The organism is Streptococcus oralis (assembly GCF_019334565.1).
Classification (GTDB): domain Bacteria; phylum Bacillota; class Bacilli; order Lactobacillales; family Streptococcaceae; genus Streptococcus; species Streptococcus oralis_CR.
Genome location: NZ_CP079724.1, coordinates 1,288,257 through 1,314,722 on the forward strand (window position 1 = coordinate 1,288,257; position 26,466 = coordinate 1,314,722).

The 26,466-nt window shown below is 40.2% G+C and carries 25 protein-coding genes and 1 pseudogene; 5 read left to right on the forward strand and 21 right to left on the reverse strand.

Annotated features, from left to right (window positions below):
• Positions 1 to 51 precede the first annotated feature (51 nt).
• Entirely contained in the window at positions 52 to 354 is a 303-nt protein-coding gene (locus tag KX728_RS06360) for a helix-turn-helix transcriptional regulator (protein WP_215804503.1), read from the reverse strand.
• A gap of 512 nt (positions 355 to 866) precedes the next feature.
• On the opposite strand from KX728_RS06360, the pseudogene KX728_RS06365 reads away from it, so the two are divergent.
• Positions 867 to 1,328: pseudogene (locus KX728_RS06365) on the forward strand (replication initiation protein); the annotation flags it as partial.
• A gap of 25 nt (positions 1,329 to 1,353) precedes the next feature.
• Here KX728_RS06365 and KX728_RS06370 read toward each other — a convergent pair.
• The 5 genes from KX728_RS06370 to KX728_RS06390 form a co-directional block, all read right to left on the reverse strand.
• Positions 1,354 to 2,127: an HAD hydrolase family protein gene (locus KX728_RS06370; RefSeq protein ID WP_215804502.1), complete on the reverse strand. Its 774-nt coding sequence runs from the start codon at positions 2,125 to 2,127 to the stop codon at positions 1,354 to 1,356.
• A 4-nt stretch (positions 2,128 to 2,131) separates the two neighbouring features.
• Positions 2,132 to 2,989 (reverse strand): bifunctional methylenetetrahydrofolate dehydrogenase/methenyltetrahydrofolate cyclohydrolase, encoded by an 858-nt coding sequence (locus KX728_RS06375; protein WP_215804501.1) that lies wholly within the window; start codon positions 2,987 to 2,989, stop codon positions 2,132 to 2,134.
• 148 nt (positions 2,990 to 3,137) lie between these two features.
• Positions 3,138 to 3,458 carry a TfoX/Sxy family protein gene (locus tag KX728_RS06380; protein ID WP_215804500.1) on the reverse strand — a complete coding sequence of 107 codons (321 nt, stop codon included), beginning with the start codon at positions 3,456 to 3,458 and terminating at the stop codon, positions 3,138 to 3,140.
• A 33-nt stretch (positions 3,459 to 3,491) separates the two neighbouring features.
• The gene (locus KX728_RS06385; RefSeq protein WP_215804499.1) at positions 3,492 to 4,226 is read right to left on the reverse strand and encodes an amino acid ABC transporter ATP-binding protein; all 735 of its coding nucleotides are present in this window, start codon (positions 4,224 to 4,226) and stop codon (positions 3,492 to 3,494) included.
• Positions 4,226 to 4,909 carry an amino acid ABC transporter permease gene (locus KX728_RS06390; RefSeq protein WP_001011622.1) on the reverse strand — a complete coding sequence of 228 codons (684 nt, stop codon included), beginning with the start codon at positions 4,907 to 4,909 and terminating at the stop codon, positions 4,226 to 4,228. Before KX728_RS06390 ends, KX728_RS06385 begins: the two co-directional genes overlap by 1 nt.
• Before the next feature lie 191 nt (positions 4,910 to 5,100).
• On the opposite strand from KX728_RS06390, the gene KX728_RS06395 reads away from it, so the two are divergent.
• The 4 genes from KX728_RS06395 (at position 5,101) to KX728_RS06410 (ending at position 8,768) form a co-directional block, all read left to right on the forward strand.
• Positions 5,101 to 5,331 (forward strand): DUF1797 family protein, encoded by a 231-nt coding sequence (locus KX728_RS06395; RefSeq protein WP_000443577.1) that lies wholly within the window; start codon positions 5,101 to 5,103, stop codon positions 5,329 to 5,331.
• Between the two features lie 237 nt (positions 5,332 to 5,568).
• On the forward strand, positions 5,569 to 7,827 hold the full coding sequence (locus KX728_RS06400; RefSeq protein ID WP_215804498.1) for an ATP-dependent Clp protease ATP-binding subunit: 2,259 nt from the start codon (positions 5,569 to 5,571) through the stop codon (positions 7,825 to 7,827).
• Positions 7,828 to 7,957: 130 nt separating this feature from the next.
• Positions 7,958 to 8,410: an NUDIX hydrolase gene (locus KX728_RS06405; RefSeq protein WP_215804497.1), complete on the forward strand. Its 453-nt coding sequence runs from the start codon at positions 7,958 to 7,960 to the stop codon at positions 8,408 to 8,410.
• 58 nt (positions 8,411 to 8,468) lie between these two features.
• Positions 8,469 to 8,768, forward strand: coding sequence for a DUF1827 family protein (locus KX728_RS06410; protein WP_000767202.1), 300 nt, complete (start codon positions 8,469 to 8,471; stop codon positions 8,766 to 8,768).
• Positions 8,769 to 8,838: 70 nt separating this feature from the next.
• Here the strand turns inward: KX728_RS06410 and metK are convergent, their stop codons facing one another.
• The 15 genes from metK to KX728_RS06485 form a co-directional block, all read right to left on the reverse strand.
• Entirely contained in the window at positions 8,839 to 10,029 is a 1,191-nt protein-coding gene (gene metK / locus KX728_RS06415; RefSeq protein WP_000003916.1) for a methionine adenosyltransferase, read from the reverse strand.
• 301 nt (positions 10,030 to 10,330) lie between these two features.
• Positions 10,331 to 11,710: a VWA domain-containing protein gene (locus KX728_RS06420; RefSeq protein WP_215804496.1), complete on the reverse strand. Its 1,380-nt coding sequence runs from the start codon at positions 11,708 to 11,710 to the stop codon at positions 10,331 to 10,333.
• A 241-nt stretch (positions 11,711 to 11,951) separates the two neighbouring features.
• Positions 11,952 to 13,295 (reverse strand): DEAD/DEAH box helicase, encoded by a 1,344-nt coding sequence (locus KX728_RS06425; protein ID WP_215804495.1) that lies wholly within the window; start codon positions 13,293 to 13,295, stop codon positions 11,952 to 11,954.
• Positions 13,296 to 13,427: 132 nt separating this feature from the next.
• Complete coding sequence (locus KX728_RS06430) at positions 13,428 to 14,243, reverse strand: endonuclease/exonuclease/phosphatase family protein (RefSeq protein WP_215804494.1); 816 nt, start codon at positions 14,241 to 14,243, stop codon at positions 13,428 to 13,430.
• A gap of 51 nt (positions 14,244 to 14,294) precedes the next feature.
• Complete coding sequence (locus KX728_RS06435) at positions 14,295 to 16,481, reverse strand: PTS transporter subunit IIBC (protein WP_215804493.1); 2,187 nt, start codon at positions 16,479 to 16,481, stop codon at positions 14,295 to 14,297.
• Between the two features lie 218 nt (positions 16,482 to 16,699).
• Positions 16,700 to 17,626 (reverse strand): permease-like cell division protein FtsX, encoded by a 927-nt coding sequence (ftsX, locus tag KX728_RS06440; protein ID WP_000625554.1) that lies wholly within the window; start codon positions 17,624 to 17,626, stop codon positions 16,700 to 16,702.
• The gene (ftsE, locus tag KX728_RS06445; RefSeq protein ID WP_215804492.1) at positions 17,619 to 18,311 is read right to left on the reverse strand and encodes a cell division ATP-binding protein FtsE; all 693 of its coding nucleotides are present in this window, start codon (positions 18,309 to 18,311) and stop codon (positions 17,619 to 17,621) included. Before ftsE ends, ftsX begins: the two co-directional genes overlap by 8 nt.
• Positions 18,312 to 18,328: 17 nt before the next feature.
• Positions 18,329 to 19,424, reverse strand: a protein-coding gene (prfB, locus tag KX728_RS06450) for a peptide chain release factor 2 (RefSeq protein WP_096753628.1) whose coding sequence is annotated in 2 segments (ribosomal slippage) — positions 18,329 to 19,351 and positions 19,353 to 19,424 — 1,095 coding nt in all. Because the reading frame shifts where the segments join, the coding sequence is not laid out codon by codon here.
• 110 nt (positions 19,425 to 19,534) lie between these two features.
• Positions 19,535 to 20,191 carry a CBS domain-containing protein gene (locus tag KX728_RS06455; RefSeq protein ID WP_215804491.1) on the reverse strand — a complete coding sequence of 219 codons (657 nt, stop codon included), beginning with the start codon at positions 20,189 to 20,191 and terminating at the stop codon, positions 19,535 to 19,537.
• A 152-nt stretch (positions 20,192 to 20,343) separates the two neighbouring features.
• Positions 20,344 to 21,771 carry a cytosine permease gene (locus KX728_RS06460; RefSeq protein WP_000041471.1) on the reverse strand — a complete coding sequence of 476 codons (1,428 nt, stop codon included), beginning with the start codon at positions 21,769 to 21,771 and terminating at the stop codon, positions 20,344 to 20,346.
• A 1-nt stretch (position 21,772) separates the two neighbouring features.
• Entirely contained in the window at positions 21,773 to 21,958 is a 186-nt protein-coding gene (locus tag KX728_RS06465; RefSeq protein WP_000859102.1) for a hypothetical protein, read from the reverse strand.
• Between the two features lies 1 nt (position 21,959).
• Positions 21,960 to 23,738, reverse strand: coding sequence for a phosphotransferase (locus KX728_RS06470; RefSeq protein ID WP_215804490.1), 1,779 nt, complete (start codon positions 23,736 to 23,738; stop codon positions 21,960 to 21,962).
• Between the two features lie 297 nt (positions 23,739 to 24,035).
• Positions 24,036 to 24,746 carry an ABC transporter ATP-binding protein gene (locus KX728_RS06475; protein ID WP_000062204.1) on the reverse strand — a complete coding sequence of 237 codons (711 nt, stop codon included), beginning with the start codon at positions 24,744 to 24,746 and terminating at the stop codon, positions 24,036 to 24,038.
• The gene (locus tag KX728_RS06480) at positions 24,746 to 25,510 is read right to left on the reverse strand and encodes an ABC transporter ATP-binding protein (protein WP_001186018.1); all 765 of its coding nucleotides are present in this window, start codon (positions 25,508 to 25,510) and stop codon (positions 24,746 to 24,748) included. Before KX728_RS06480 ends, KX728_RS06475 begins: the two co-directional genes overlap by 1 nt.
• Complete coding sequence (locus KX728_RS06485) at positions 25,510 to 26,466, reverse strand: branched-chain amino acid ABC transporter permease (protein ID WP_000856256.1); 957 nt, start codon at positions 26,464 to 26,466, stop codon at positions 25,510 to 25,512. The genes KX728_RS06480 and KX728_RS06485 overlap by 1 nt, the downstream gene beginning before the upstream one ends.

Here is a 26,466-nt window from a genome sequence, read left to right on the forward strand (position 1 = left end):
CACTCCTTCTAAATTTTATATAGATAGTTCAAGTTATTTTACCGATAATAATTAATCTTTCTTATTAATCAAATATTGCTTTAAAACACTAATAATTTCTTTTTTCTCCTTTTCTGTCAATTCATACTCTCTCAATAAACTAACAATTTCTTCTAGTCCATCATCACGTCCTTTTAAAATTTCAAAAGACGTACCAAAGATTTCAGCTAATTTTTCTACTGTTTCATCTTTCGGATTTCTCCCTCCATTTTCCCACCTAGCGTACTGGGCTTGAGCTACACCTAACTTTTCAGCAACTTCTGATTGAGTAAGTCCTATGTTCAGACGGGCTTTTTTTATATTGTCTTTCAACATTTTAAAATTCCTTTCACTTTTCTATTGACCTATAACCAAAATGGTTGTATTTTAGTTATATAACCTTTTTGGTTATATAACTAAAAAAACATTGCAGGTAATACTAGTCCGCTTATGAATATGAAAAAACACCCCAGAAAGCTCTGCAAAGCATTCTGAGGCTTTCGTTTAAAACCAATATGATTATACCAAAATGGTAATAAAAAGTCCATAAGAAGCGAAATTTAGCTAGCTAAGGATATTATGGCTACTACACAGTAAATGTCAGAAAAATTGGCAATACTTACTCCTACCATTCGCCTAGTTTAGAGATTGCGAGACAAGAGCAAGGGCGCAAGCCGAAGGCAATGCGCCCGAAGCACGCAGTTCTCTCAATCTCTAAAAAAGCTGGCGTTTCTAACAGCCAGCAAACAGATACACTTAAGGCAACGCCCTAAGTAACGTGTCGTCAGCAAAACTCAATAGTAACATTGACCTACGCATTTAGCAATTATAGAAAGGAGGCGTTACAGATGAAAAATAACCTTCAAGCACTAAGAGAATATCAAAGCCGAGTAGATTTATCAGAACTAGAAAAATCTATTTATATCAGTATCGACCGACTAACAGTAATCCTTGATAGAGACAACTGTTCTCTAAGACGTATATTTTGGGAATTAAGAAATTCTATCGATTCTATTATTCAAGAATTTAGCATTCAAGTAAATCTAAAAGAAGATTATTTTACACTTTATAAAATGATAAATGAGGATAGTATTAATCTAATTTTCTTCCAATTATCAACCTATGGTGGTTATCAAGTCATACGTTTAGACTTCAACCCAAACTCGCTTAAAGAATTTGGAGGTCTTCAAGTATGGCGACAGATTATGAATTATGCTCGATTAAATGGATTAGATGTTAGACTATCACGCTTAGACCTTGCTTTTGATATCTTTAACAGACCAGAAATAGTCTTTTTACAACATATCAAAAAGGAGGCTTGAACCTCCTTCTACACTATTTTCCCTTAAATTCCGCAAAAGTCTGTAAGATCTTAGCTGCCACTGCTGGAGAAGGAGCTCCTTTTAGCTCTAACGTATCATCTGCATATGGAGTAAGGCCAGCAAAATCTCCAATCTGGACAGAATAGAGCGACGTTTTAAACAGTTCAATATCGTTTTGGTCATTTCCAAAAGCAATGAAGTTCTCCCCACATAACTTTTCAACAGTTGTCGCCTTATGAGTATCCAAGGGATTAACATAGAGGCACTTTTCATGCGCATGATAGGAGAGATGAGCCTGTCCTAGTCTTTCTAGCTGACCAAGCAGATCATCAAGCAAATTCTCATGGTCACCCATATAAACTACTACCTTAATCGGAGTCCCTAAGTCCTCAAGTTTCTGATGACGAGCCACCTTTAGGGGATCCACACTGGAAATAAATGGAATCTTCTCTACAATCTGACCACTATAGTCAAAGCGATCATCTACAAAGAAAGGGAGATTATAAGTCTGGCAATAATCCACTAGCGCCTGATAAACTCTAGCATCTAGATTCCTTTCGAAAACAGCCTTCCCTAGATGATAGGCTACGCCTCCATTCAACCCTATGACCAAGCGCTGACTGAGTTCAGGGCCTAATAAACCCAGGCAATCCCGATAAGAGCGAGCTGAGGCAAACACAAGCTCATGCCCATAATCTTCAGCCTTTAAAAGAACCTGCTTAATCTCCTCATCAATGGTCATGTAGTCAAAAGATAGCGTTCCATCCAGGTCAAATACGAATTTCATCTTGCTAGTCCTCGTTTAGTGTACGAAGCGCTGCCTGATAGGTTTGCTCCATTAGCATGGTAATCGTCATAGGGCCAACTCCACCCGGTACAGGTGTGATGTGGCTGGCGAGTGGTGCAACCGCATCATAATCAACATCTCCACAAAGCTTGCCATTTTCATCTCGGTTCATCCCAACGTCAATGACAACCGCTCCCAGTTTGACAAAGTCAGCTGTCACAAACTTAGCGCGACCGATAGCAACCACAAGGATATCCGCCTTAGCAGCCACCTTGGCAAGATGATGGGTACGTGAGTGGGTCAAGGTCACAGTTGCATTCTTAGCTAAAAGAAGCTGAGCCATCGGTTTTCCAACGATATTTGATCGACCGATAACAACCGCATTTTTACCTTCTAGATCAATCCCATATTCATGAAACATCTCCATAATTCCTGCAGGTGTCGAAGGAATCATAACTGGATGACCAGACCAGAGACGCCCCATGTTTAGGGGATGGAAACCATCCACATCTTTTTCGGGGTCAATAGCTAATAAAACTGCCTCTTCGTCAATATGTTTTGGTAAAGGTAATTGAACCAAAATCCCATGCCAAGCTGGATCTTGATTGTATTTGGCAATCAAGTCTAATAATTCCGCTTGGGTAATGGTCTCTGGAACTCGCACTACTTCACTACGGAAGCCAGCAGCGAGAGCTGACCGTTCCTTGTTGCGAACGTAGACTTGGCTGGCAGGATTGTCCCCCACCAAAATCACCACCAATCCTGGAACTAGACCAGTTTCTTCTTTTAGTTTTGCCGTCTTTTCAGCCAACTGTCCTTGTAACTTAGCTGCAAGAGCCTTCCCATCGATAATCTGTGCCATATCTCTTCTCTTTTCTACCCAATATCCTCTATTATATCAAAAAATACCTCGCCATTCTAACACTTCTTGCCTAATGGACCTTATAGTCAAAAACTATAAGAAAAAGCCCTTGTCGAGCTTTTATGCCTATTTATACTAGGTAAAGTTGTCATGCTTTCTTTTTGACTTTTGGAGCCGGTAAGACTTCATACATCTCCTTGATTAATCTCATTAGAAATGATTTATTTTCAATGTCTTCTATCAAAATCATCTCCTTAGCTCCTTCATAAGGACGTTCAAGCCTAGTCTGTCCCAGTTGATCCATGAGCACCTTCACAGGCTTCAGTAGCAAACGATTATCATAGATTCCCCCAATAATCTTCCCACGATAATAAAGGATATACTCTCCCATCATTGGACGATAACTCATCTCCTCTAGCTCTGATAGCTGTTCGAGAATAAAATCTAAATATTCTTTACTGGAAGCCATGATGCCTACTCCATTTTTTCTAAAAATGAGGTTTTACAAAACCTTACTCAAAAATTCCTTGGTCCGTTGTTCTTTTGTTTGATCGAAAATCTCCTCTGGTGTTCCATCTTCGACAACAACCCCATCTGCCATAAAGATAACACGGTCTGCTACCTCACGGGCAAAGCCCATTTCATGCGTCACAATCACCATGGTCATCCCTGACTTAGCGAGGTCTTGCATAACAGCTAGGACTTCTCCAACCATCTCAGGGTCTAGGGCTGAAGTCGGCTCATCAAAAAGCAAAACATCTGGTTCCATAGCAAGTCCACGTGCAATGGCAATCCGTTGCTGCTGACCACCTGACAAACTCTGAGGATAGGCCGTCGCCTTATCTGGCAAGCCAACTTTTTCTAACAGTTCCTGTGCTCTTTTCTCCGCAACTTCCTTGCTTTCACCTTTGGTTTTAATTGGGGACAAAGTGATATTTTCCATCACTGTCATATTGGGAAAGAGGTTAAATTGTTGGAATACCATACCCATCTTTTCACGCATAGCAAAAAGGTCATTTTTCTTATCTGTGATATCAACTCCTTCAAAGATAACCTTACCTTTGCTTGCTTCTTCAAGTAGATTCATCGAACGAAGGAGGGTTGATTTCCCGCTCCCTGACGGACCGATAATGACCACAACTTCTCCACGTTTAATCTCAAGATTGATGCCTTTTAAAACTTCATTTTTCCCAAAATATTTATGTAGTTCTTCAATTTTAATCAAGGTTTCTGTCATTATTTTTTGTCTCCTTGTCCAATATGTTTTTCAAATGCTTTCAACGCCACTGTCAAAACAGAGGTCATAATCAAATAGTAAAAGGCTGCAAATAAAAGGGGAGTCAATGGTAAATAAGTTGTTGTTGCTACAGTCGTTGCACCATTCCACAACTCCATCACCCCAATCGCAGACAAGAGGGAACTATCCTTGATAATGGTGATAAATTCATTTCCCAGCGCTGGAAGAATATTCTTGATAGCTTGTGGCAAAATGACATAACGCATGGCATTTTTGGGACGAATACCTAGAGAATATGCAGCCTCTAACTGCCCTTTAGGAACCGCATTGATCCCCGCACGAACAGTTTCTGAAACGTAAGCTCCACTGTTCATAGAAATAATCAGAATACCAGGAATCAAACGAGAAAGATCAACTCCTAAAATCCCCACTTGGATAGTTGGAGCGTTGATATGCATAAGGGCAAAAGCAATCATAATCTGAACCATCATTGGCGTCCCACGGAAAATCCAAACATACACATTTGCAAACCAAACGAGCGGTTTAAAGCGTGAACGTTGGGCAAAGGCCAATAACACACCTATAATGGTCCCTAAGCAGACAACAAGGATGGAAATCAATACGGTAATCAGAGCACCATAGTTAAAATACGGTAAATACTTTGGTAAAAAAGAAAAATTCATATTTGATCAACTTTCTATGTGTTAGATTGTATGATTATAACATGAATTGAATTAAAATTCAATCCTTTTTCTCTAATTTTAACAATTAACTTGATAGAATAGAGAAATAGAGAGAAATTACAGTTTTTTTCTAGTCAACTACCTCTTGTTTATGGTAAAATAGAAACGATAAGAAATGGAGGAGAATCAAAATGGAATCACATTTGGTTAGAATCATTAACCGCCTAGAAGCAATGACAAAAGATGGTGGAAATCTAAAACGTAATTTTGAACGTGAAGGTGTTGTTGTCGCAGAAGTTGCATACAGCCATGACGAAGAAAACGGATCACTCTTCACCCTTCGCGATGTAGAGGCTCGTGAAACTTATACCTTTGATAGCATTGATTTGATTGCAATGGAGATCTACGAACTCCTTTACTAATATAAAAACAACGGGCAGTAAGTCCCGATGAATGAGAATCCTTTTTGTCACCACAAATGGGATTTTTTCTTACCTTCAAGTTGCTTGATTCTCCATAAATCTCTCTTTTAAAAACGACCACTTCCCAATCTTTTTACTTGCTTTACACCTTAATCATGCTATAATGAGAGTATAAAACTTTGACTATTCTTGACCTTTTTTCTTAGACCAAGAATAAGAATGAAATGAGGTAGATGTATGCTCTGTCAAAACTGTAAAATAAACGACTCAACAATTCATCTGTATACCAATATCAATGGACAGCAAAAGCAAATTGATCTCTGTCAAAATTGCTATAAAATTATCAAAACAGATCCAAATAATACCCTCTTTAAAGGAATGACTGACTTAAACAATCATGACTTTGATCCTTTCGGCGACTTTTTCAATGATTTGAACAATTTCAAACCTTCTTCTAATAACGTCCCTCCAACTCAATCTGGTGGAGGATATGGAGGAAACGGTGGTTATGGGCCTCAAAACCGCGGCCCACTTCAAACACCTCCTAGCCAAGAAAGAGGACTCCTAGAGGAATACGGTATCAATATTACTGAGATTGCTCGTCGGGGAGATATTGACCCTGTTATCGGTCGAGATGAGGAGATTATCCGCGTTATCGAAATCCTCAACCGTCGAACCAAGAACAACCCTGTCCTTATCGGAGAACCAGGTGTTGGTAAAACAGCCGTTGTTGAAGGTCTAGCTCAGAAGATTGTCGATGGCGATGTTCCCCATAAACTTCAAGGCAAACAGGTCATCCGTCTGGATGTGGTCAGTCTAGTCCAAGGAACAGGGATTCGAGGCCAATTTGAAGAACGTATGCAAAAGCTCATGGAAGAAATTCGCAAACGCGAGGACATCATCCTCTTTATCGATGAAATCCATGAAATTGTTGGTGCTGGATCTGCTGGCGATGGCAATATGGATGCAGGAAATATCCTCAAACCAGCCCTTGCCCGTGGTGAATTGCAACTAGTCGGAGCTACTACTCTCAATGAATACCGCATCATTGAAAAAGATGCTGCCCTAGAGCGCCGTATGCAGCCTGTCAAGGTAGATGAACCAACTGTCGAAGAAACCATTATCATCCTTAAAGGAGTTCAAAAGAAATACGAAGACTACCATCACGTCAAGTATACTGATGCTGCTATCGAAGCTGCTGCAAATCTTTCCAATCGCTATATCCAAGACCGCTTCTTGCCAGACAAGGCTATTGACCTGTTGGACGAAGCTGGTTCAAAGATGAATCTAACGCTGAACTTTGTTGATCCTAAAGTGATTGATCAGCGTTTAATTGAAGCTGAAAATCTCAAGGCTCAAGCTACACGAGAGGAAGATTTTGAAAAGGCTGCTTATTTCCGCGATCAAATTGCCAAGTACAAGGAAATGCAAAAGAACAAGGTGACAGATCAGGATACTCCAATCATCAGCGAGAAAACAATCGAACATATCATTGAGCAGAAAACCAATATCCCTGTTGGAGAACTCAAAGAAAAAGAACAGTCTCAGCTTATCCATCTAGCAGACGACCTCAAAGCTCATGTCATTGGGCAAGATGAAGCTGTCGATAAGATTGCCAAAGCCATCCGTCGTAATCGTGTTGGACTTGGAACTCCTAACCGGCCAATCGGAAGCTTCCTCTTTGTCGGACCAACTGGTGTCGGTAAGACAGAACTCTCTAAACAACTAGCCATTGAACTCTTTGGTTCTGCTGACAGCATGATTCGCTTTGATATGAGTGAATACATGGAAAAACACAGTGTGGCTAAATTGGTCGGAGCCCCTCCAGGCTATGTAGGCTACGATGAAGCTGGTCAATTAACGGAAAAAATTCGTCGCAATCCTTACTCACTCATCCTTCTCGATGAGGTCGAGAAAGCCCATCCAGATGTCATGCACATGTTCCTTCAAGTCTTGGACGATGGTCGTTTGACAGATGGGCAAGGACGGACAGTTAGCTTTAAGGATGCTATCATTATCATGACCTCAAATGCGGGTACCGGTAAGGCCGAAGCCAGCGTTGGTTTTGGAGCTGCTCGTGAAGGACGTACCAACTCTGTTCTCGGTGAACTCGGTAACTTCTTTAGTCCAGAGTTTATGAACCGTTTTGACGGCATCATCGAATTTAAACCTCTCAGCAAGGACAACCTTCTCCAAATCGTCGAACTCATGCTAGCGGATGTCAACAAACGCCTCTCTAGTAACAATATCCACCTCGATGTGACGGACAAAGTCAAGGAAAAGTTGGTTGACCTAGGATATGATCCAAAAATGGGAGCGCGCCCTCTCCGTCGTACCATTCAAGACCATATCGAGGATGCCATCACTGACTTCTACCTTGAAAATCCAAGTGAAAAAGACCTCAAGGCAGTCATGACAAGCAATGGCAAGATTCAAATTAAATCTGCCAAAAAAACTGAAAAAACAGAAGAGATTGCTTCTGAAATAGAAGAATAAATCTATCTAACAAGTGCAGAAAGTCTATCATTTTCTGCACCTTTTTTACTAAAATAAATGTAAAACCTTGACAGCTTGCCCCTCGTCCATTATGATAATAATAAAGACACTAGAGAATGAGGAAAAAGCAATGGCAAACCCAACTTATGGTGATAAAAAAGAGAATGTGACCTACCAGTCCCGCTATGGTGTGTACGCAGTTATTCCGGATGCGGAGAAAAAACAAATTGTCCTAGTTCAAGCTCCCAATGGTGCTTGGTTCTTGCCAGGTGGAGAAATTGAAGCAGGCGAAGATCATCAAGAAGCACTGAAGAGAGAACTAATCGAAGAACTTGGCTTTACAGCTGAGATTGGAACCTATTATGGACAAGCTGATGAGTATTTCTACTCTCGCCACCGTGATACCTACTACTACAATCCAGCTTATCTCTATGAAGCTATTTCTTTCCAAGAAGTACAAAAACCATTGGAAGATTTTAATCATATTGCTTGGTTTCCTATTGACGAGGCTATTGAAAAGCTCAAACGTGGTAGCCATAAATGGGGAATTGAAGCTTGGAAAATCCAGCATGGAATTGGCTAAAATACACGATTTTATTCAAAAAGTGCTATAATAGAGTTAGAAAATCGGAGGAACTGTTATGAAGCTTATCAATACGACAAACTCACACTCGCAACTTGTTAAAAGCCAATTAGAAAGCACAGACGCAACTCTTGTCGAGGTCTATTCTGCTGGAAACACAGATGTAGTTTTCACGCAAGCCCCGCTTCACTATGAAATCCTCATTTCCAACAAACACCGTGCTATTCGTGAAGCTGAAATCGAAACCATTCAAGACTTCTTCTTGAAACGTAAAATCGACAAAGGAAGCATTGATGAAGCCAATATCAAGACGCTTTATTCAGATAAATTGATTGAGATTTCAATCCCTATAAAATAAGAAGACCAGCCAAAAGCTGGTTTTCTTTTGCAAAAAAGATTGGTAGTGCACAGCTACCAATCTTTTAATTCTATTTCACAGCTTCTTTCAAAGCATCTACCTTGTCCAAACGTTCCCATGGAAGGTCAATATCTGTACGTCCCATGTGTCCATAAGCCGCTGTTTGACGGTAAATTGGGCGTTTGAGATCCAGCATTTGAATAATTCCTGCAGGGCGAAGGTCAAAGATTTGACGCGCTGCTTTTTCAAGCTTGCTTTCAGATACTGTTCCTGTACCAAAAGTATCGATACGAACAGAAACAGGTTGCGCCACCCCGATAGCATAGGCCAATTGCACTTCTGCCTTCTTAGCAAGGCCTGCTGCGACGATATTCTTGGCAATGTAGCGAGCTGCATAAGAGGCTGAACGGTCCACTTTCGTCGCATCCTTACCAGAGAAGGCACCACCACCATGGCGAGAGTAGCCACCATAGGTATCCACGATAATCTTACGACCAGTCAAACCTGAGTCCCCTTGAGGTCCACCGATTACAAAACGACCAGTTGGATTGATGAAGAATTTGGTTTGCTCATCCAAGTAAGAAGCTGGGATCACCTCTTTGATAACCTTGTTAATCACATCATTGTGAATTTGTTCATTGCTAACTTCTGGATCGTGCTGAGTTGAAATAACGACTGTGTCCACACGTACCGGACGGTCATTTTCATCATACTCAACCGTAACTTGTGATTTAGCATCTGGACGGAGATAGCTGATTTCACCAGACTTACGAAGTTCTGCCAAACGACGAACCAACTTATGACTGAGTGAGATTGGCAATGGCATGAGTTCTTCTGTCTCATCCACCGCAAATCCAAACATAAGACCTTGGTCACCAGCACCAATCAAGTCAAGCGGATCTTGATCTGCATTTCCACGGACTTCCAAGGCTTCGTTAACTCCTTGGGCGATATCTGGTGACTGCTCAACAAGCGACGGATGAACTCCCACCGTCTCCGCAGAAAAACCATACTCTGTATTGGTATAACCAATCTCTGCAATGGTATCACGAACCACACGGTTGATATCCACATAAGCATTTGTAGAAATTTCACCAAAAACATGGACCGAACCTGTGTATACAGCTGTCTCGGCAGCAACGTGCGCATCTGGATCCTTTGCTAAAATAGCATCCAAAATCGCATCTGAAATTTGGTCTGCAATCTTATCCGGATGCCCCTCAGATACAGATTCAGACGTGAATAATTTACGTTCTGACATAAAAATGTCCCCCCTTAAAAAATATTGTTATAGAGTTACAAAGTACTGATAGGAAAACTACTAGTAATGAATACCTACCACCTTATCGGGACTATATAACCTTATCATTATACCACTTTTTACTTTTTTTTGCAGTATTTTCTCTAAATCAAAAAAAGAACCTTACGGCTCTTTTCTCGGCATAAAAATTCGGCTTGTACTCCATAATACAGAAGATCATACCTATGCTTATCTGCATACTTCGTTTACAAACTACCTATTTTTTATCACAATGTTCTTACAAACAATCTTCCAGTTAGGCTTACTGTTCCTTAGACTTTCTATTGCTTACAGTTAAGCCAAGTCCAGCCATTAGGAGGCCAAGTCCCACAATACCATAGTTCGCTGTATCATTACTTCCTGTATCAGGGAGTTTCGCTACTTCTTTTTTATAAGCTGTAGCTACTGGAACTGTGGTAGTTGGAGTCGCACTTCCTGTCTGAGCAATAGGTAGTGTTGTACGACGTTCTAGGTAAAATTGGTAATTATCTTTCGTTACCTTGTAATTGTGTCCTTCAGTCACAGTTTCAACAATCCATGTAGTTGCATCCTTAGTTAAAGAATCAGCCAAGTTACGATCAATATTCATTAATCGACCTTCAGATGCAAAATCTTTATAGCTAATATCGGTCCCTGTCGAAGTTGCAACAATTCTTTCGATTTTTGCGGCTTTCAATGACGCAAGAGTATTCGCCATCGTTGGAATTGAAGGATCCTCCTTCATTGGAGCATCTGTCAACAATACGACAAACTTTTTATTTTTAGGTGACTTAGACCAGTCGTAGGTTGAAACAATTTGTGTAAGAGCAGGTGTAGAAGTTTCAGGGAAGTCTCCACCATGTGCAAGCTTAATGCCTGCTAATGCTTTTTCAAGCTCAGCTGGGTCAGAGGTAAAATAAGATTCATTAAATTTTGTTAAAATTGTACCCTCATCTGCTAATCCACCTATACGTCCATATACTTCATCACTAAAGGTAGCTAATCCAAAACGTGCTGCTACTCCATCTTTAGCAAGATTTCTTGCAAACTCATTGATATTGTTACGGACAGTGTCAATAGTTCGAGACATAGATGCTGAACGGTCAACAACAAAAACGATATCGGCAGAGTTAGATTTTGAAATCGTTCTTGTCGCTTTCTTGATTTCGACTGTAGTTGTTTTATCAACACGTTCATATTGGGTATAAGAATTTCCATCTTCATCTTTCCCACTCACTGTACTCTCAGTTGTTTCAGTCTTTGGAGCAGGAAGTTCTTCACTTTTTACAGGTGCCACTTCTGTCTTTGTGACTTCGACTGTTGCAGTTTCTTCATGAATCTTTTGATCACCTTCTTGGCGTTCTTTCACGTCAATAGGTGAAACCTTCTTAGAAACTTCAACAAGTTCTCCAGGTTTTGCATCTGATTGGTTAACGACTGGTTTCGCCTCATCAGCTTTAATTTCTGCTACAGCAGCTTCGACTGCCGATTTATTTGCTTCGGTTTTCTTTACTGTTTCAGCTGAAGTAGATGCCGGTTGTGTTGTTTCATCTGCAGACATTTGTCCGACCTGAGCAAAAGCAAACAAAATTGCTACAGAAGCCAACCCAACTTTCATTTTACGGAATGAAAAACGTTGTTGTTTCATAAATGATTTATCCATAGAAGTCCCCTTTTCTTTTCACGGATCAAATGATATAATCCGATTGTTTTATAGTATGATAACACAATTTTGTATAGTTTTCAATTTTTTTCCTTACGATTTCAATAAAATATTGCTCTAAAAAAGGTTTTAAAGCAATTACTGTTTTATAAATCAAATTATTTAAAATATATAATTATTATCTCCTTTGAATATTTCCGGAAATAAAAACTCAGTAGAATCAGGTGATTCTACTGAGTTCTTAAAATGTTTGGCGTTTGGCTTTTCGCTCTGCACGGCCACGTGCGCGATTTTCAGCACGCTTGGTTTTGCGACGTTTTTCATCCACCGCCCATTGAATCTTCTTCTTATAGCCTGGTTTGACTTTTTTCTTTTTCTTTTTGACCAAGCCAATCATTTCAATATCAAGCTTATCCTGCTTCTTTTCACGATTAGCACGACGATCACGGTCATAGGTATCTTGAAACTCTCCGTCTTTGACCATCTTAGGAGTAAACTTGATCCCTAATTTCTCCAACTCACGGATATCCGAGTCATCACTAGGCTGGTAAAGGGTAATCGCTGTACCAGGCAGTCCGTTGCGTCCAGTACGTCCAACACGGTGAACAAAGAAGGACAAGTCTTGCGGAATGGCATCATTGATAACATGGCTAACACCTTCAATGTCAATTCCGCGCGCTGCCAGGTCCGTTGCGACAATGTACTCAAAATCAAGGTTCTTCACCTGATTCATGATCCGCTTGCGTTCACGAGGAGCAATATCTCCATGAATCTTTGCTACCTTCAATCCTTGAGCAGTCAAGTATGCATGCAATTCATCAGCACGTGTCTTTGTGTTAACAAAAATCATTGCCAAATAAGGCTGCATCAACTGAGTCAGCTGGTAAATTTGAGCATTTTTGTCGCGGCCCTTGGTCGAAATCAACCAGTTATCAATCGTATCTGAGATAACTGTTTTAGTCTTGATTTTTTCCATGACAGGATTTGACAAGTATTTTTTCAAGAACGGTTGTAATTTTTGTGGAATAGTTGCTGAAAAGACCATGAATTGCAAGTCTTTTGGAAGGCTACCTGCAATCTTATCGACTGTCTCCAAGAATCCCATATCCAAGGTCATATCGGCTTCATCGACAACAAAGGTCTTGGCCTTGTGAATAGCCAAATCACCAGATTTGACCAAGTCATAGATGCGACCTGGCGTTCCGATAACGATATGTGGTTGGTTGCTGGCAAGTTTTTCAATCTGACGTGCCTTATCCGTACCACCCACATAATTAACCACACGAACTTCGACATCTGAGTGAGCTGCAATCTGACGAGCTGCTTGGTAGATTTGAGTGGCCAACTCACGACTTGGTGCAGTGATGACTGCTTGCACACTATCGCTAGTTTCATCTAATTGCTGGAAAATCGGTAACAAGAAAGTATGAGTCTTTCCTGAACCTGTTTTTGACTCGCCCACCAAATCACGACCTGCCAGTACAATAGGGATTAATTTTTCTTGTACCTCTGTTGGAGTTGAGAATTTCAACTCCTCCAAGGCTTCTGCTATATAATTTTTAAATTGAAATTTCTTAAATGACATACTATCCTCGATTCTATCCTTTCAATTATACCATATTTTGTCCCATTGCAGTAGTCTCTTTTGAGTCTCAGTCCTGTAGTAAAGATTCGAATAGATTAAAAGGTTGGAACTCTCTGGTTCCAACCTCTTTCATTATTTCCAGGTCAATACAGCATTCAAGCCATAATGATCACTGACCTGTGGACTATTTTGTCCATCAAAAACTACTTGTAAACTCTCTACTTCTAACTCTTTAGTCGTAAAGACGTAGTCGATTCGTAGTGGTTCAGTGTTGCCTTTCCAACCATCAATTTCTGGTGGAACGGTATAGCTACCACTTCTTTCTTTTGCAACTTCAAACGCGTCTTGTAATTCTAATGGACTAGCTAAAATCGCTTGATAGCCTTCCTGACCAGCTGGATTATTAAAATCACCTGCTAAAATTAGAGGTTTGTTCAACTCTTTTAGTACAGCCTCAAATCGTGCCCATTCTTCTTGGAAACCTTTATCCCACCAAGAGAGATGAACGCTTGCAAGAGCCAGTTCCTTACCTTCAACCTCTGTCTCAGCCAAGGCAACGCGACGAGTATGGTAGTCCGTTGGATCATCTACATCTGATACTAAAATCTCACGCGCCTTAATAGGTGTTTTGGATAAGATAGCTACGCCTTCATGGTAGCGGTCATAGCCAATATGATTATAAGCCCAAGTCCAGTAGTAGTTTTGACCTTTCTCAGCCAATTTTTCAACCAGGAGTCGAACATAGTGATCCTGATGAATGGGTTCTGCTGATGGTAAAGCTTGATAGTGATTGTTAACCTCTACCTCAGGCGAAGTCATTTCTTGATTAATTTCTTGGAAACAAATCAAATCATAGTCCTTATCAAGAATGTCTTGGAGTAAGATTTGGAATTTTTCCTCTGCTTCCTTTTCCATCCAACTGTGGGTATTGAGTGTTAGAAATTTCATGCTTTTCTCCTAAAACAAGAGGTTGGAAAACAGCTTCCAACCTCAAGTATATTACAATTCTACTTTAGCAACTGCTGTTTTAGCTGCAAGAGAACCTGTTTGTTCTAATTTAACTGATTTGAGGACATCACCATTTGTGAAGACAACCACTGTTGATGTTTTGCGTCCTGCTTCTCGAATAGCATCCAAGTCAGCTGTAACAAGAAGATCACCAGCAGCTACTTTTTGTCCTTCAGAGACATGAACAGTAAATGGTTTTCCTTCAAGACTTACTGTATCCAAACCAATATGAACGAGCACTTCAAGACCTGAGTCAGTGACAAGACCAAGAGCGTGTTTTGTTGGGAAGATACTTGATACAGTACCAGTAACTGGAGATACAATGTTACCATTTGCTGGTTCTACTGCAAATCCATCACCCATCATTTTTTGAGCAAAAACTGGATCTTCCACTTGTTCCAAGGCAACAACTTGACCATCAGCTACCGAGTAAACATCCTCAGTTACACCTTTGTAATGGACAGTATTTTGTTGAGTTTCTGTCATTTGACTTGGAAGAGTTTCAGGAATGATTTCACCTGAATCAAGGATATCTTGGATATCAGATTTCAACACGTCAGCTTTTGGTCCGTAGATAGCTTGGACACCTTGTCCTTTCATGACAAGTCCCATAGCCCCTTCAGCTTTCCATTCTGCCTCAGTACCAACACGATCTGCATCCTTAACAGTTACACGAAGACGAGTCATACATGCATCCACATCTACGATGTTTGCACGGCCACCAAGAAGGTTAATAATATTTACAGCTTGAGAAGCAGCTGCAACTTTTGTTTCACCTGAAGCAGCTCCTTCTGAAGCTCCTTCAGCAGTTTCATAGTTTCCGTTACGTCCTGGAGTTGCATAGTTGAATTTTTGAATCATGAAGTTGGCGATAAAGTACATGATTACAGCAAAGAGAACAGTTACCCAGATAAAGTTAACGATATCCATACCAATACCAGCATTAATTGCCAGTGGTGTACGAGTCAAGAATTCAATTGAACCGAATGAGTGGACACGAAGGTGAACAATATCTGCCATAGCAAAGGCAGCACCTTGAACTACTGCATAAACAAGGTAAAGCGGTGTTGCGATGAACATGAACATATACTCGATTGGTTCAGTAACACCTGTCAAGAATGTTGCAAGAGCTGTCGCAATCATCATACCTTTATATTGATGTTTCTTATCAGCATCGACATTACGGTAGATAGCAACGATGACACCCATCAAGATACCAAATGAACCGATCATTTGTCCAACTTTGAAACGAGCTGGAGTGACTGTTGTAAGAAGGTGTTGGTATTGGTCAGCATTTGAACCTTTAAGGTTAACAAGGTCAGTTACCCATGCAAGCCAAAGTGGATCTTGACCAAATACTTGTGTTCCTTTTGCTGCACCGGTTAACACTTCGTATGTTCCACCAAGAGCTGTGTAGTTCATTGGGATTGTCAACATGTGGTGAAGACCGAATGGCAAGAGCAAACGTTCCAAAGTACCATACAAGAATGGTGCAAGGATTGGTGCAGTTTCTTGTGAGTTGGCAATCCAGATACCAAAGCTATTGATACCTGTTTGAACTACTGGCCAGAAAGCAGCAAGTAGAATTGCAGCGATTGCTGAACGAAGAATAACAACAAACGGTACAAAACGTTTCCCGTTGAAGAATGAAAGTGCATCAGGAAGTTTACGGTAGTTGTAGTATTTGTTATAGGCAGTTGCCCCTACAAAACCAGAGATAATCCCTACAAAAACCCCCATGTTAAGCGCTGGTGCCTCAAGAACACTGATAAAGTAGTCAGCAACCTTGATTGAACCACCAAAGAAGGTAGTAACCATTGCTTCAGGGTTTTTCAACATATCACCTGTAACACCGAAGATAGTACCTGTAATACGGTTAATCAAGATAAAGGCAAGTCCGGCTGCAAATGCACCACCTGCACGTTCTTTAGCCCAGCTTCCCCCAATAGCAAGGGCAAACAAGATATGAAGGTTACCGATAACCCCCCAACCAATTTGCTCAAGGATTCCGCCTGTAATCACTAGAGGAGCAAGGTTTGGGTCGATCATCACGATTGATTTACCGATTGAGATCATCAATCCCGCCGCTGGCATAACGGCGATAACCACCATTAAAGCCTTACCGAATTTTTGCCAAAATTCGAAAGACAAGACATTTTTGAATGTAGCTTTCATCATTCAAATCTCCTTTATTTTATTTAGGCAAACGTTTTACGAAAACGTTTGCATTTGGTTATGTATTAATTATACCACTTTTATTTTTTTGTAAAGGCTTTTATAAAAAAATTGTCTATTTTTTTAAATTTTTAAAAAGGAAAAAGAGAAGTTTACAAAAACTTCTCTTTTAAATATGTATTATTTTTCTGATTTGTACTGCAATTTGCATTTAAATCCAACTAGATCTTCAAGAATCGACGCATCGAAATCCCCGAACCAATTGAACCAATGAAAATTCCGATTATAAATAATAGGACTGTCATCAGAGGAATAAACACATCTGGTGTAATCATTGACAAGTTTTGACCTACCAAGGATTTATTGACCGATTGATAAACCATATTGTAAACAAAGAAAACAAGGACAGAAGGAATCGCTGCACCAAGCAAGCCAATAAAAGCACCTTCTAGCAAGAATGGACCACGGATGTAGCCATTTCTCGCTCCTACCAGACGCATGATCTGAATCTCACGACTACGTGAAATAATGGTGATACGGATGGTATTGGAAATGAGGAAGACTGCGATAAAAATCAAGAGCCCTGCAATAACCAATCCCCAAACACGGATAAAGGAAGCCAGTTCAAAAAGTCGTTGAGTGTTGGCTCCACCATCTTGAACCTCTGATACTCCCTCAATTTTCTTAGCTTCCTCAGCTACTGTTTTAACATCACTCGGAGAATTTGTGTCAACGATATAAGCATCATAGAGAGGGTTTGCATCCCCTTCAAAGACCTTCCAATCGTCACCCATTGTTTCCGTTAGTTTTTCGTACTGTTCTTCTTTACTTGAGAAGGTAACACTTTTAACAGCAGGTATAGCTTTCAAGGCATCATAGACCTTGTGGTAGTCATTATTGGTAACTGTCTGACCTTCTTTTTCAATCGTTTCACTGTTATCAGCTACATCCTTACGAATGTATACCATGACCCGAACGTTGTTTTCAATATCGGTAGCCAGTTTTGCTGTATTAAAAATTACAGATGCAAACAGGGCAACGAGTGTTAAGGTAATCATAACCGAACTTACTGCTGCTACTGTCATCCAGCCATTTCGTTTTAAACTTTTTAATGATTCAAATAAATGGCGAAAAAATCTACTAATCATCGTATCCATATTCTCCTTTAGCTTCGTCACGAACGACACGGCCATTTTCAATGGCAATGACACGGTGGCGCAAGGTATTTACAATCTGGCTATTGTGAGTCGCCATCAAAACAGTAGTACCTTGGAGATTGATGCGTTCCAACAGATTCATAATTTCCCATGAATTATCTGGGTCCAAGTTTCCTGTTGGCTCATCGGCAATCAATACTTTAGGATTGTTGACAATCGCACGAGCAATCGCAATCCGTTGCTGCTCTCCACCTGAGAGTTCATTAGGGAAAGAGCGAACCTTATGTTTCAAACCAACCAGGTCCAATACTTCCATAACACGTTTTTTGATGTTGCGACGGCTCTCACCGATTACTTCCATTGCGTAGGCAATATTCTCATAAACGGTCTTCTTAGGTAAAAGTTTATAATCCTGGAAGACTACCCCAACACTACGACGTAGAAGTGGGACATCTTTCTTCTTAATTTTAACTAAATTAAAGCCTGCAACTGTTAGGCTTCCTTTTTCGATCTTTACTTCTTGGTATAAAGCTCGAATAAAGGTTGACTTACCTGCCCCAGAAGGTCCTACGATATAGGCAAACTCTCCTGGTTCAATGGTAACAGATACTCCACGCAGGGCAGTCGTTCCATTGTCATACTTTTTGACAACATCTCTCATTTCAATGATTGACATATGAGTTCCTTTCTATCTTAGCTGATTCGCCACTTGAGGTAGGCATCGATAAAACCATCAAGGTCTCCATCCATCACCTTATCTACCTGAGCAACTTCAAAGCTTGTACGGTGATCTTTTACCATAGTATAAGGCGTGAAAACATATGAACGGATTTGGCTTCCCCATGTGATTTCTTTTTTCTCACCTTTAAGGGAATCAACTTCCGCAGCTTTCTTTTCTTGCTCCATTTGATAGAGCTTAGCCTGCAACATCTTCATGGCACGATCTCTATTTCCATACTGGGTACGATCGACCGTTGATTGGACGACAGTTCCCGTAGGAATGTGTGTCAAACGCACACCTGTTGAAACCTTATTGACGTTTTGCCCACCAGCACCACCTGAACGGAAGGTATCCATTTTGATATCATCTTCACGAATCTCCACTTCGATGGTATCATCCAACTCAGGCATAACCTCTACGGATGTAAATGAAGTATGGCGACGTTTGGCAGAGTCAAATGGAGAAATACGGACCAAACGGTGAACACCCATTTCTGATTTAAGTAGGCCATAAGCATTAGGTCCTTCAAAAGACAAGGTAACAGACTTGATACCTGCTTCATCACCAGCCTGGTAATCCAAGACTTCTACTTTAAAGCCTTTGGCATTTCCATAACGAGTATACATACGAAGCAACATATCGCCCCAGTCCTGAGCCTCAGTACCACCAGATCCTGGATGGATTTCCAAGATTGCATTATTATGGTCATAAGGTTCTGACAAGAGAAGGGTCATCTCGTAGCTGGTCATCATCTTATCCAATTCCGTCAACTGTTCGACCAGTTCATCATGGACTGACTCGTCTTCTGCTAAAAAGTCCAATAAAATCTCAACTTCATCCTGCAACTCTTCCATTTTACGGAAGGTGTTGTAGGTGTTTTTTAATTCATTTAATTCTTGCGACGTTTTTTGGGCCGCGATATTATCGTTCCAAAAATCAGGTTCTGTCATCTTGTTTTCCAAGATGGCAATCTCTTCCTCTAAGCCTTCGAGGTCAAAGAGACCCCCTAAAAGAAGCTAATTTTTCACGATTTGCGTCAATTTTTTGACGAATTTCTGAAATGTCCATAGATACTCCTTTTCATATCGTTTTATTATACCATAATCTCTCATTTCTTTCCATATTTTGCTTTTCACCGCTTTTGATTGCAAAAGAAAAGAGGCTCTAAAGCCTCTTGTTTAAAGAACTTTAGCAAAGGTATGAGTGATCTCCTCCACTTGAATTCCTTCTTTTTCAAACTTATCCTTTAATGCAGTCAAATCGATTTTCCCATCAATTTGAACTTCGATGACGACCTTGCCATCCTTACGTGGAATGTTTACAGTATGGGAAATATTTAAATCCTCTTCTACAATTAAAGCTACAATTTTCCCCAGTACTCCGACTTCATTTTCTGTAATGAAACGAACACGAATCCCCTCTTCTCCGTATCCAGCGATTTCCAAGAAAGCCTGAAGAACATCGCGATCTGTAATGACACCGTAGACCTGATGATTGTCTACGACTGGTAATATCCCAATTTTATTTTTCAGCATCAGGTAGGTCGCATCTTCTAGACTAGCATAGCCAGAAACAGTCACGACATCTCGAATCATTACATCTTTTACTTTGGTTTTATTCAGAAGATAATTCATCTCATAGATAGAGAGACTGGTTGCTTTAGATGGGCTGGCTTCCGCAATGGTTCCTTCTGTTACCAATCCGACTAATTGATCGTTTTCGATAACAGGTAAACGGTGCAAACCTTGCTCGCGCATCAAATCTGCTGCGTGTGCTACAGTCGTATCTGGACTGATATAAACTACCTTACGGGTCATGAAATCTTTAACTGCCATGAGACTTCTCCTTCTATATTGCTACTTTTATTATACACTTTCTTAGAAAATCTATCAAACGCTTTCATCTCTTTTTCAAGATTTTGAATAATCTGAGAAGTTTGCATAAAATACCAGTGTAAGTTAAAAGGGAACCGAAGTCCCCTCTCTTCTTAAATCGTAACAGTGTCTCGATCTTTTATCATATAACGTTTCAGTGGGCTAAGACTAGCTAGCCAGTATAGTAGACCACCAAATAGCGCAGTAAATCCGCTACCAGTTGTGATTAAAAAGATTGGACTTTGAATTTGTGCAGTTACTGGGTTGTAGACAAAAAGTACCGCTACCAATAAGGAGATAAATACGCAAGACAAGCCAACTAAGTTAAATCCTTTAGTAAATTCGTAGGCGTCATGCCCTTCAAGGAAATAGGCTGAACGCAAGTCGAGTTTTCGTTTTCTTAAGATAAAATAGTCGACAACAATCATACCAATAATTGGCCCCTGAATATAGGCAGCTAGGGAGATGAAGGATCCGAAATACTCTTCTACTCCTCCCCAGATAGTGAGTAGACTCACGTAAACCATGGCAATCCAAACCATTAGTTTATAGCTTACTTTGGGCATCCCACTTTTTACAATCATACAGTTCACATATGATCCTGTCCCCTGGGTTCCAATATTAGCAAAGGCTACTAGTAGTAGACTTAAGAGAGCAAAGGCTGGGGTGCTTAGAGTTGATAGCATGGTTGTTGGATCACTTTCATACACACCTGTTTTAACAAACATGGCTAGAGCCATGACTCCACCTGTCGCAACGAAGAATGGAGCCACAACTCCGTATGATAAGGCTGTAGCCCAATAACCACTGCGTTCTGATTTTGCTAAACGTGGTAAAACCAATGCTTGTGTAGACCAAGAAAAGGCAAAGGCAACATTTCCTTCTCCGGAGAGCATGAAGCGTTCTAATGGCGTCAAATCTCCTTGAGTGGCTGGTTGGATATTCATAATATCCGTTATAGGAACGGCGACAAAGCAGATTCCAACGATAATGAGACCGACAATCAATAAGGCGATAACCAAGAAGCGATTGGTCCATTTAATCACTTCTGGGCCACCAAGAGCAATGAGAGTTCCAAGCAGAACACAGAGGGTACCAAGAATAGGCGCCCATACTCCCTTGTCCAAACCAAGACCAAAATTATTTGCCAAATGGATCATGGAACTAGCAAAAAGATTGGCCGCAACAGCATACCATCCAAAGTTAGCCAAGCTAATAATGGTCGATAACAGGGCTACACCTCTTTTTCCTAGAACAGCTCTCAACCAAATCCACAAATCAATTCCATACTTAACCGCAAACAAAATAGGGAGACATTCAATAAAAACCCAGATAATGTTAAAGCTAAAAATATTTATCAACATTTGATTAAAGGTCAAATATTGAGCTACATAGGCTCCTTGGGTATAACACCAAGTAGCGATGGCAAAACCACTTGTCGATAGAAAGAGATCCCAGAAAGAATACTGACGATCCTTATTGGTCATGGGAACAATTCCGGTTATGGTTTCTTGTTGGATATAGTCATTCATTTTAGACATGTTATTGAATTCCTCCCGTCATTGCTAAGATAATCAAAATAAGGTTGATTAGGACTATGGAGATGATTAAAATGAAATCACTTTTTAGGAAGGGTTGAACAAACTCGTAGTTTGGCGACTCCATTTCTTCCAATCTTCTCTTTGTTTCAGTTGCTACTAATTCTTCAATTTCAGATGTCGTTTTCATCTTAGTTTTCCTCCAAATACAAATCAAGAGCTAGTTGTCCATATTGTTTGGTATAGCGATACCAGATGTAGAGAAATTCACCAACTGGTTTTCCGACACTCTCCTGGAACAAAGCCCACAAGAACCAATAATATGAGGTTACTGCTACATAAGCCAAATAGTGACGTTTGGTTTTCTTATCTGGTACTTCTTGCAAATACAATTCCAGTACTTTTTCAGCATCCTCTACGGTATAATTGGAACACGCGATAAAGGTGCCCAAATCTCCTGCTGGCTCTCCCATTCCAGAATATTCCCAATCAATCAAGCTCATTTCGCCTGCTTCATTTAACAAAAAATTAGGACTATAGGAATCTCCATGACAAAGGACAACCTGTTTCGGATCATTCTGTAAATAGTTTTTGAGAAGTGAGACGGTTTTATCCAGTTCCTCGAGACCATCAAACTCGAACCGATTTCTAGCCTTCAATTTTTCTCTAAAATCAATAATTCCCTCAAATTGGTCAAAGGAATGTTCCGTTTTTTCTCCAGATTGGTGTAACCGTCTCAGGAGGTCCATTGCTTGTGCCACATCATCCCAATTATCATAATCCAGTTGCTTAGCATTGGGAATAAATTCTGAAATTTTCCAGCCCTCATCCTTGTTCATAGCTACGAAGGTACGGTCAATCTTTAATTTTGCAGCAATTTCCATAGAAGCTGCTTCACTAGCTCGGTCGATATAATTTTCCGTTCCCCTACCCGGATGACGGTAAACATATCTTTTTCCTAGACAGTCAAATGAAAATGATGTGTTGGTTAACCCATCTTTTAGAGGTTTGATATTGACAATATCTGAAGCCACACACTTTAATGTCTTACAGATATTATCAATAATGGCCGAATCTGCATTTACCAAATAACGTTCATCAAATTGACGGAGTTCATCTAGAGAGTCGAATTCTTTAACAATATCCGCTGAATAGTGGCGGGCTTCTAAAAGGAGTTTCTTGACATGCCGACTATAGTAATCCTCCCAAAGCTGTTCACGATAAGGTTCGTGTTTAAACTCGGTTTCTAAAATTTCCTTGAATTTCTCGCTAAATGCACGGTCAAAATAAACGTGCCCCACCATAGCCCAAGTATTTTCTCCACCAATCTGGATATCAATGATGGTGTGATTCGAATCCTCTATAGTACAATATTCGTCCGTTTGACCTTCTGCAAATATCGTCGAGTAGTAACCCCTATAAATATATTGCTCAAAAGGATTTTCCACAAAATAATTATCCGATGAACAAATATACGTGTTGGAAAGTTGATTTTTAACCAACATAAGAGACGAACAGTTATTATATTTGTAGTAATCATTATTTACTACAATTTTTACACCAAACTTCTCTGCAAGATAGAACATTTTTTCTTGAAGATAGCCTACAATAACGGTTATATCTTCTATTCCTGCTTCTTGCAGCTGTCTGATTTCCCTCTCTATCAAGCGTTCACCCTTGACTTGAAGCAATCCTTTGGGAATCTCATAAGACAAAGGAGCAAAACGGCTACTCATGCCAGCAGCCATTATAATGGCATTTTTTACTCGATAGGGTTCTAAAACTTTCTGACCTAGTTCAGTTAAGTGAAGCTCCTCATCAACCCACTTCTCTTCTTTCAGTTTTTTCAATAATGTGTTGATTGTTCCTAAAGATAGGTCTAACTCTTCAGCTAACTGTCGCTGAGTAAATGTCTTTTCTTTATGTATCAACATAAAACGCAAAAGTTTAAATTGTTTTTCTGTTAGCATTTCTCAGTCCTCCTGTTCAATTTTTTCTTACTAATATTATAATATGAACAAAAATGACTGTCAATTCAAATAGGGAAACAATGAGTAAAAATTAAGGTCTTTTTCCCTTTCCTCAAAAAATATATAAATAAAAGAGCTCCTTATTCTGGAGCCCTGAAATATTTTATATTTTTGATAAGTAGTCGTATTAGGTGTCGCTTGGCTGCAATCCTTATCCGCTGACTAAAACAATCCACTGGATTGGATGATTACTTGCGCAATCTCCATCCACAACCTAAACTAGTCTCCCAGACTAGTTTAGCCACCTAGATATGCTTTTCTGACTTCATCTGATGCTGCGAGTTCTTTTCCTGTTCCTGATAGGACGATCTTTCCTGTTTCAAGTACATAGCCACGGTCAGAGATAGCAAGGGCCTTGTTAGCGTTCTGTTCAATTAGGAGAACCGTTGTTCCTTGCTTCTGAATATCTTGAATGATATCGAAAATTTCTTGGATAAAGATCGGGGCAAGTCCCATTGACGGCTCATCCAAGAGAAGGAGCTTAGGTGTAGACATGAGAGCGCGTCCCATAGCCAGCATCTGCTGTTCACCACCTGAAAGAGTTGCCGCATCTTGGTTTTTACGCTCTTCAAGACGTGGGAAGCGTGAGAAAACTTTTTTCAAGTTAGCTTGATTTTCTTCACGATTTTTCTTTAAAAAGGCTCCCATTTCTAAGTTTTCCATAACAGTCAAACCTGGGAAAACATGGCGTCCCTCAGGGACTTGTGAAAGGCCACCTGCCACGATTTTTTGCGCAGGCAACTTTTGAATTTCTTTTCCCAAAAACTCAATTTTACCAGCACTTGGACGAACCAAACCTGAAAGGGTACGAAGAATGGTTGTTTTACCGGCACCATTGGCACCGATAAGGGAAACAACTTCACCTTCATTAACCTCGAAACTTACATCACGAACTGCTTGGATCATACCGTAATGCACAGAGAGGTTTTCAACTTTTAACATAGACATTAGGCTTCACCTCCTAGATAAGCTTCAATAACGCGTTTGTTGTTCTTGATCTCATCCGGAGTCCCATGAGCAATCAACCGACCATATTCAAGAACATAGATACGCTCAGTGACTTCCATAACCAAATTCATGTCATGTTCGATAAGCATGATGGTAATTTTAAATTCATCTTTGATACGACGGATCAATTCTGTCAATTCAGCTGTTTCTTGTGGATTCATACCAGCTGCAGGTTCGTCCAAAAAGAGGATCTTAGGTTCAGTTGCCAGAGCACGAACGATTTCTAATCGACGTTGTTGACCATAGGCCAGATTCTTGGCAAGAGTATTTGCGTCACTATCCAAATCAAAAATCTTCAGCAAGTCCAAAGCTTTGCTTTTTAATTCTTCCTCATTCTTATAAAAAGCTGGTAGGCGTAGGAAGCTCGCAAGGACATGTTGTTTATGATGATTGCTAAATGCAATCAAAACATTCTCCAAAACTGTCAAGTCCTTGAACAAACGAATATTTTGGAAAGTACGACTGAGACCAAGTGAAGCAATCTTATAGGGAGTTTTCCCATTTAGGAGGTGACCATCTAGTGTCACAGTACCTTCGCTTGGTTCATAAACACCGGTCAAGAGATTGAAAAGGGTTGTTTTACCAGCTCCGTTTGGTCCAATCAGACCAACCAATTCTCCCTCGTTCAATTCAAGAGTGACATCTCCAACAGCTGTTAGACCGCCAAAATGTTTGGTTAACTGTTTAACTTCAAGTAATGCCATTAGTTTTGTCCCTCCTTCTTAGATTTTTTAAAGAAACGTGATAGACTCAATTCCCATGTCCCAAGAAGTCCACCTGGTCTGAAAATCATGACCAATACAAGTGCCAAAGCGTAGATGATCATACGCACGCTAGCTACATCTTGAAGGAGCATATTTAAAATTCCTAAAACAATCGCTGAAACGATGGTACCAGTAATCGATCCAAGTCCACCAAATACAACGATAATCAACACGTTGATGGAATTAATAAAGGTGTAGTCTTTTGGTACAACAGATCCGATAAAACCAGCCTGAAGTGAACCAGCAATACTTGCTGTAATGGCTCCAAAGACAAAAGCGATAATCTTGATCTTTGTAGTGTTTACCCCAACGGACTCTGCAGCAATCTCATCCTCACGAACAGATAGAGTAGAGCGTCCAATTGGACTACGTAAGAAGTTAAGGGTTGCAATAGTTGTAATCACTACAAAAAGATAAACCATTTGCCAGTTGGTAAAGTTTGGAATACCCAAGATACCAGCAGCACCGTTGGTCAAACTGCCACCATTAATGATAAAGATACGAATGATTTCTGAAACACCTAGTGTCGCAACAGCCAGGTAGTCACCCTTCAAACGAAGCGTTGGAATCCCAACGAGCAAAGCGACTGCACCAGAAATCAAGGCACCCAAGGCCATTGCTCCAAAGAAGGCACCATAGGTTGGTGATTTTGAACCAATAATCGCTGCTGCATAAGCCCCAATTGCCATAAAACCTGCATGACCAAGTGAGAATTGTCCTGAAAAACCAACGATTAAGTTCAAACCTACTGCAAGGATGATATTAATCCCAATTTGTTCTAAAATTTGGACATGGAATAGATTGAGAACACCAGCAGAAACCAGTACGCTAATCAATCCATAACCCGCTAACAGAAGGAATAACCAGAGAATATTTACTTTAAGATTTGTCTTCAT

Excerpts from the sequence above, each read along its gene's own strand:
- KX728_RS06360 (WP_215804503.1), bottom strand. The coding sequence starts at position 354 with ATGTTGAAAGACAATATAAAAAAAGCCCGTCTGAACATAGGACTTACT.
- KX728_RS06370 (WP_215804502.1), bottom strand. The coding sequence starts at position 2,127 with ATGAAATTCGTATTTGACCTGGATGGAACGCTATCTTTTGACTACATG.
- KX728_RS06375 (WP_215804501.1), bottom strand. The coding sequence starts at position 2,989 with ATGGCACAGATTATCGATGGGAAGGCTCTTGCAGCTAAGTTACAAGGA.
- KX728_RS06380 (WP_215804500.1), bottom strand. The coding sequence starts at position 3,458 with ATGGCTTCCAGTAAAGAATATTTAGATTTTATTCTCGAACAGCTATCA.
- KX728_RS06385 (WP_215804499.1), bottom strand. The coding sequence starts at position 4,226 with ATGACAGAAACCTTGATTAAAATTGAAGAACTACATAAATATTTTGGG.
- KX728_RS06390 (WP_001011622.1), bottom strand. The coding sequence starts at position 4,909 with ATGAATTTTTCTTTTTTACCAAAGTATTTACCGTATTTTAACTATGGT.
- KX728_RS06395 (WP_000443577.1), top strand. The coding sequence starts at position 5,101 with ATGGAATCACATTTGGTTAGAATCATTAACCGCCTAGAAGCAATGACA.
- KX728_RS06400 (WP_215804498.1), top strand. The coding sequence starts at position 5,569 with ATGCTCTGTCAAAACTGTAAAATAAACGACTCAACAATTCATCTGTAT.
- KX728_RS06405 (WP_215804497.1), top strand. The coding sequence starts at position 7,958 with ATGGCAAACCCAACTTATGGTGATAAAAAAGAGAATGTGACCTACCAG.
- KX728_RS06410 (WP_000767202.1), top strand. The coding sequence starts at position 8,469 with ATGAAGCTTATCAATACGACAAACTCACACTCGCAACTTGTTAAAAGC.
- metK (WP_000003916.1), bottom strand. The coding sequence starts at position 10,029 with ATGTCAGAACGTAAATTATTCACGTCTGAATCTGTATCTGAGGGGCAT.
- KX728_RS06420 (WP_215804496.1), bottom strand. The coding sequence starts at position 11,710 with ATGGATAAATCATTTATGAAACAACAACGTTTTTCATTCCGTAAAATG.
- KX728_RS06425 (WP_215804495.1), bottom strand. The coding sequence starts at position 13,295 with ATGTCATTTAAGAAATTTCAATTTAAAAATTATATAGCAGAAGCCTTG.
- KX728_RS06430 (WP_215804494.1), bottom strand. The coding sequence starts at position 14,243 with ATGAAATTTCTAACACTCAATACCCACAGTTGGATGGAAAAGGAAGCA.
- KX728_RS06435 (WP_215804493.1), bottom strand. The coding sequence starts at position 16,481 with ATGATGAAAGCTACATTCAAAAATGTCTTGTCTTTCGAATTTTGGCAA.
- ftsX (WP_000625554.1), bottom strand. The coding sequence starts at position 17,626 with ATGATTAGTAGATTTTTTCGCCATTTATTTGAATCATTAAAAAGTTTA.
- ftsE (WP_215804492.1), bottom strand. The coding sequence starts at position 18,311 with ATGTCAATCATTGAAATGAGAGATGTTGTCAAAAAGTATGACAATGGA.
- KX728_RS06455 (WP_215804491.1), bottom strand. The coding sequence starts at position 20,191 with ATGGCAGTTAAAGATTTCATGACCCGTAAGGTAGTTTATATCAGTCCA.
- KX728_RS06460 (WP_000041471.1), bottom strand. The coding sequence starts at position 21,771 with ATGTCTAAAATGAATGACTATATCCAACAAGAAACCATAACCGGAATT.
- KX728_RS06465 (WP_000859102.1), bottom strand. The coding sequence starts at position 21,958 with ATGAAAACGACATCTGAAATTGAAGAATTAGTAGCAACTGAAACAAAG.
- KX728_RS06470 (WP_215804490.1), bottom strand. The coding sequence starts at position 23,738 with ATGCTAACAGAAAAACAATTTAAACTTTTGCGTTTTATGTTGATACAT.
- KX728_RS06475 (WP_000062204.1), bottom strand. The coding sequence starts at position 24,746 with ATGTCTATGTTAAAAGTTGAAAACCTCTCTGTGCATTACGGTATGATC.
- KX728_RS06480 (WP_001186018.1), bottom strand. The coding sequence starts at position 25,510 with ATGGCATTACTTGAAGTTAAACAGTTAACCAAACATTTTGGCGGTCTA.
- KX728_RS06485 (WP_000856256.1), bottom strand. The coding sequence starts at position 26,466 with ATGAAGACAAATCTTAAAGTAAATATTCTCTGGTTATTCCTTCTGTTA.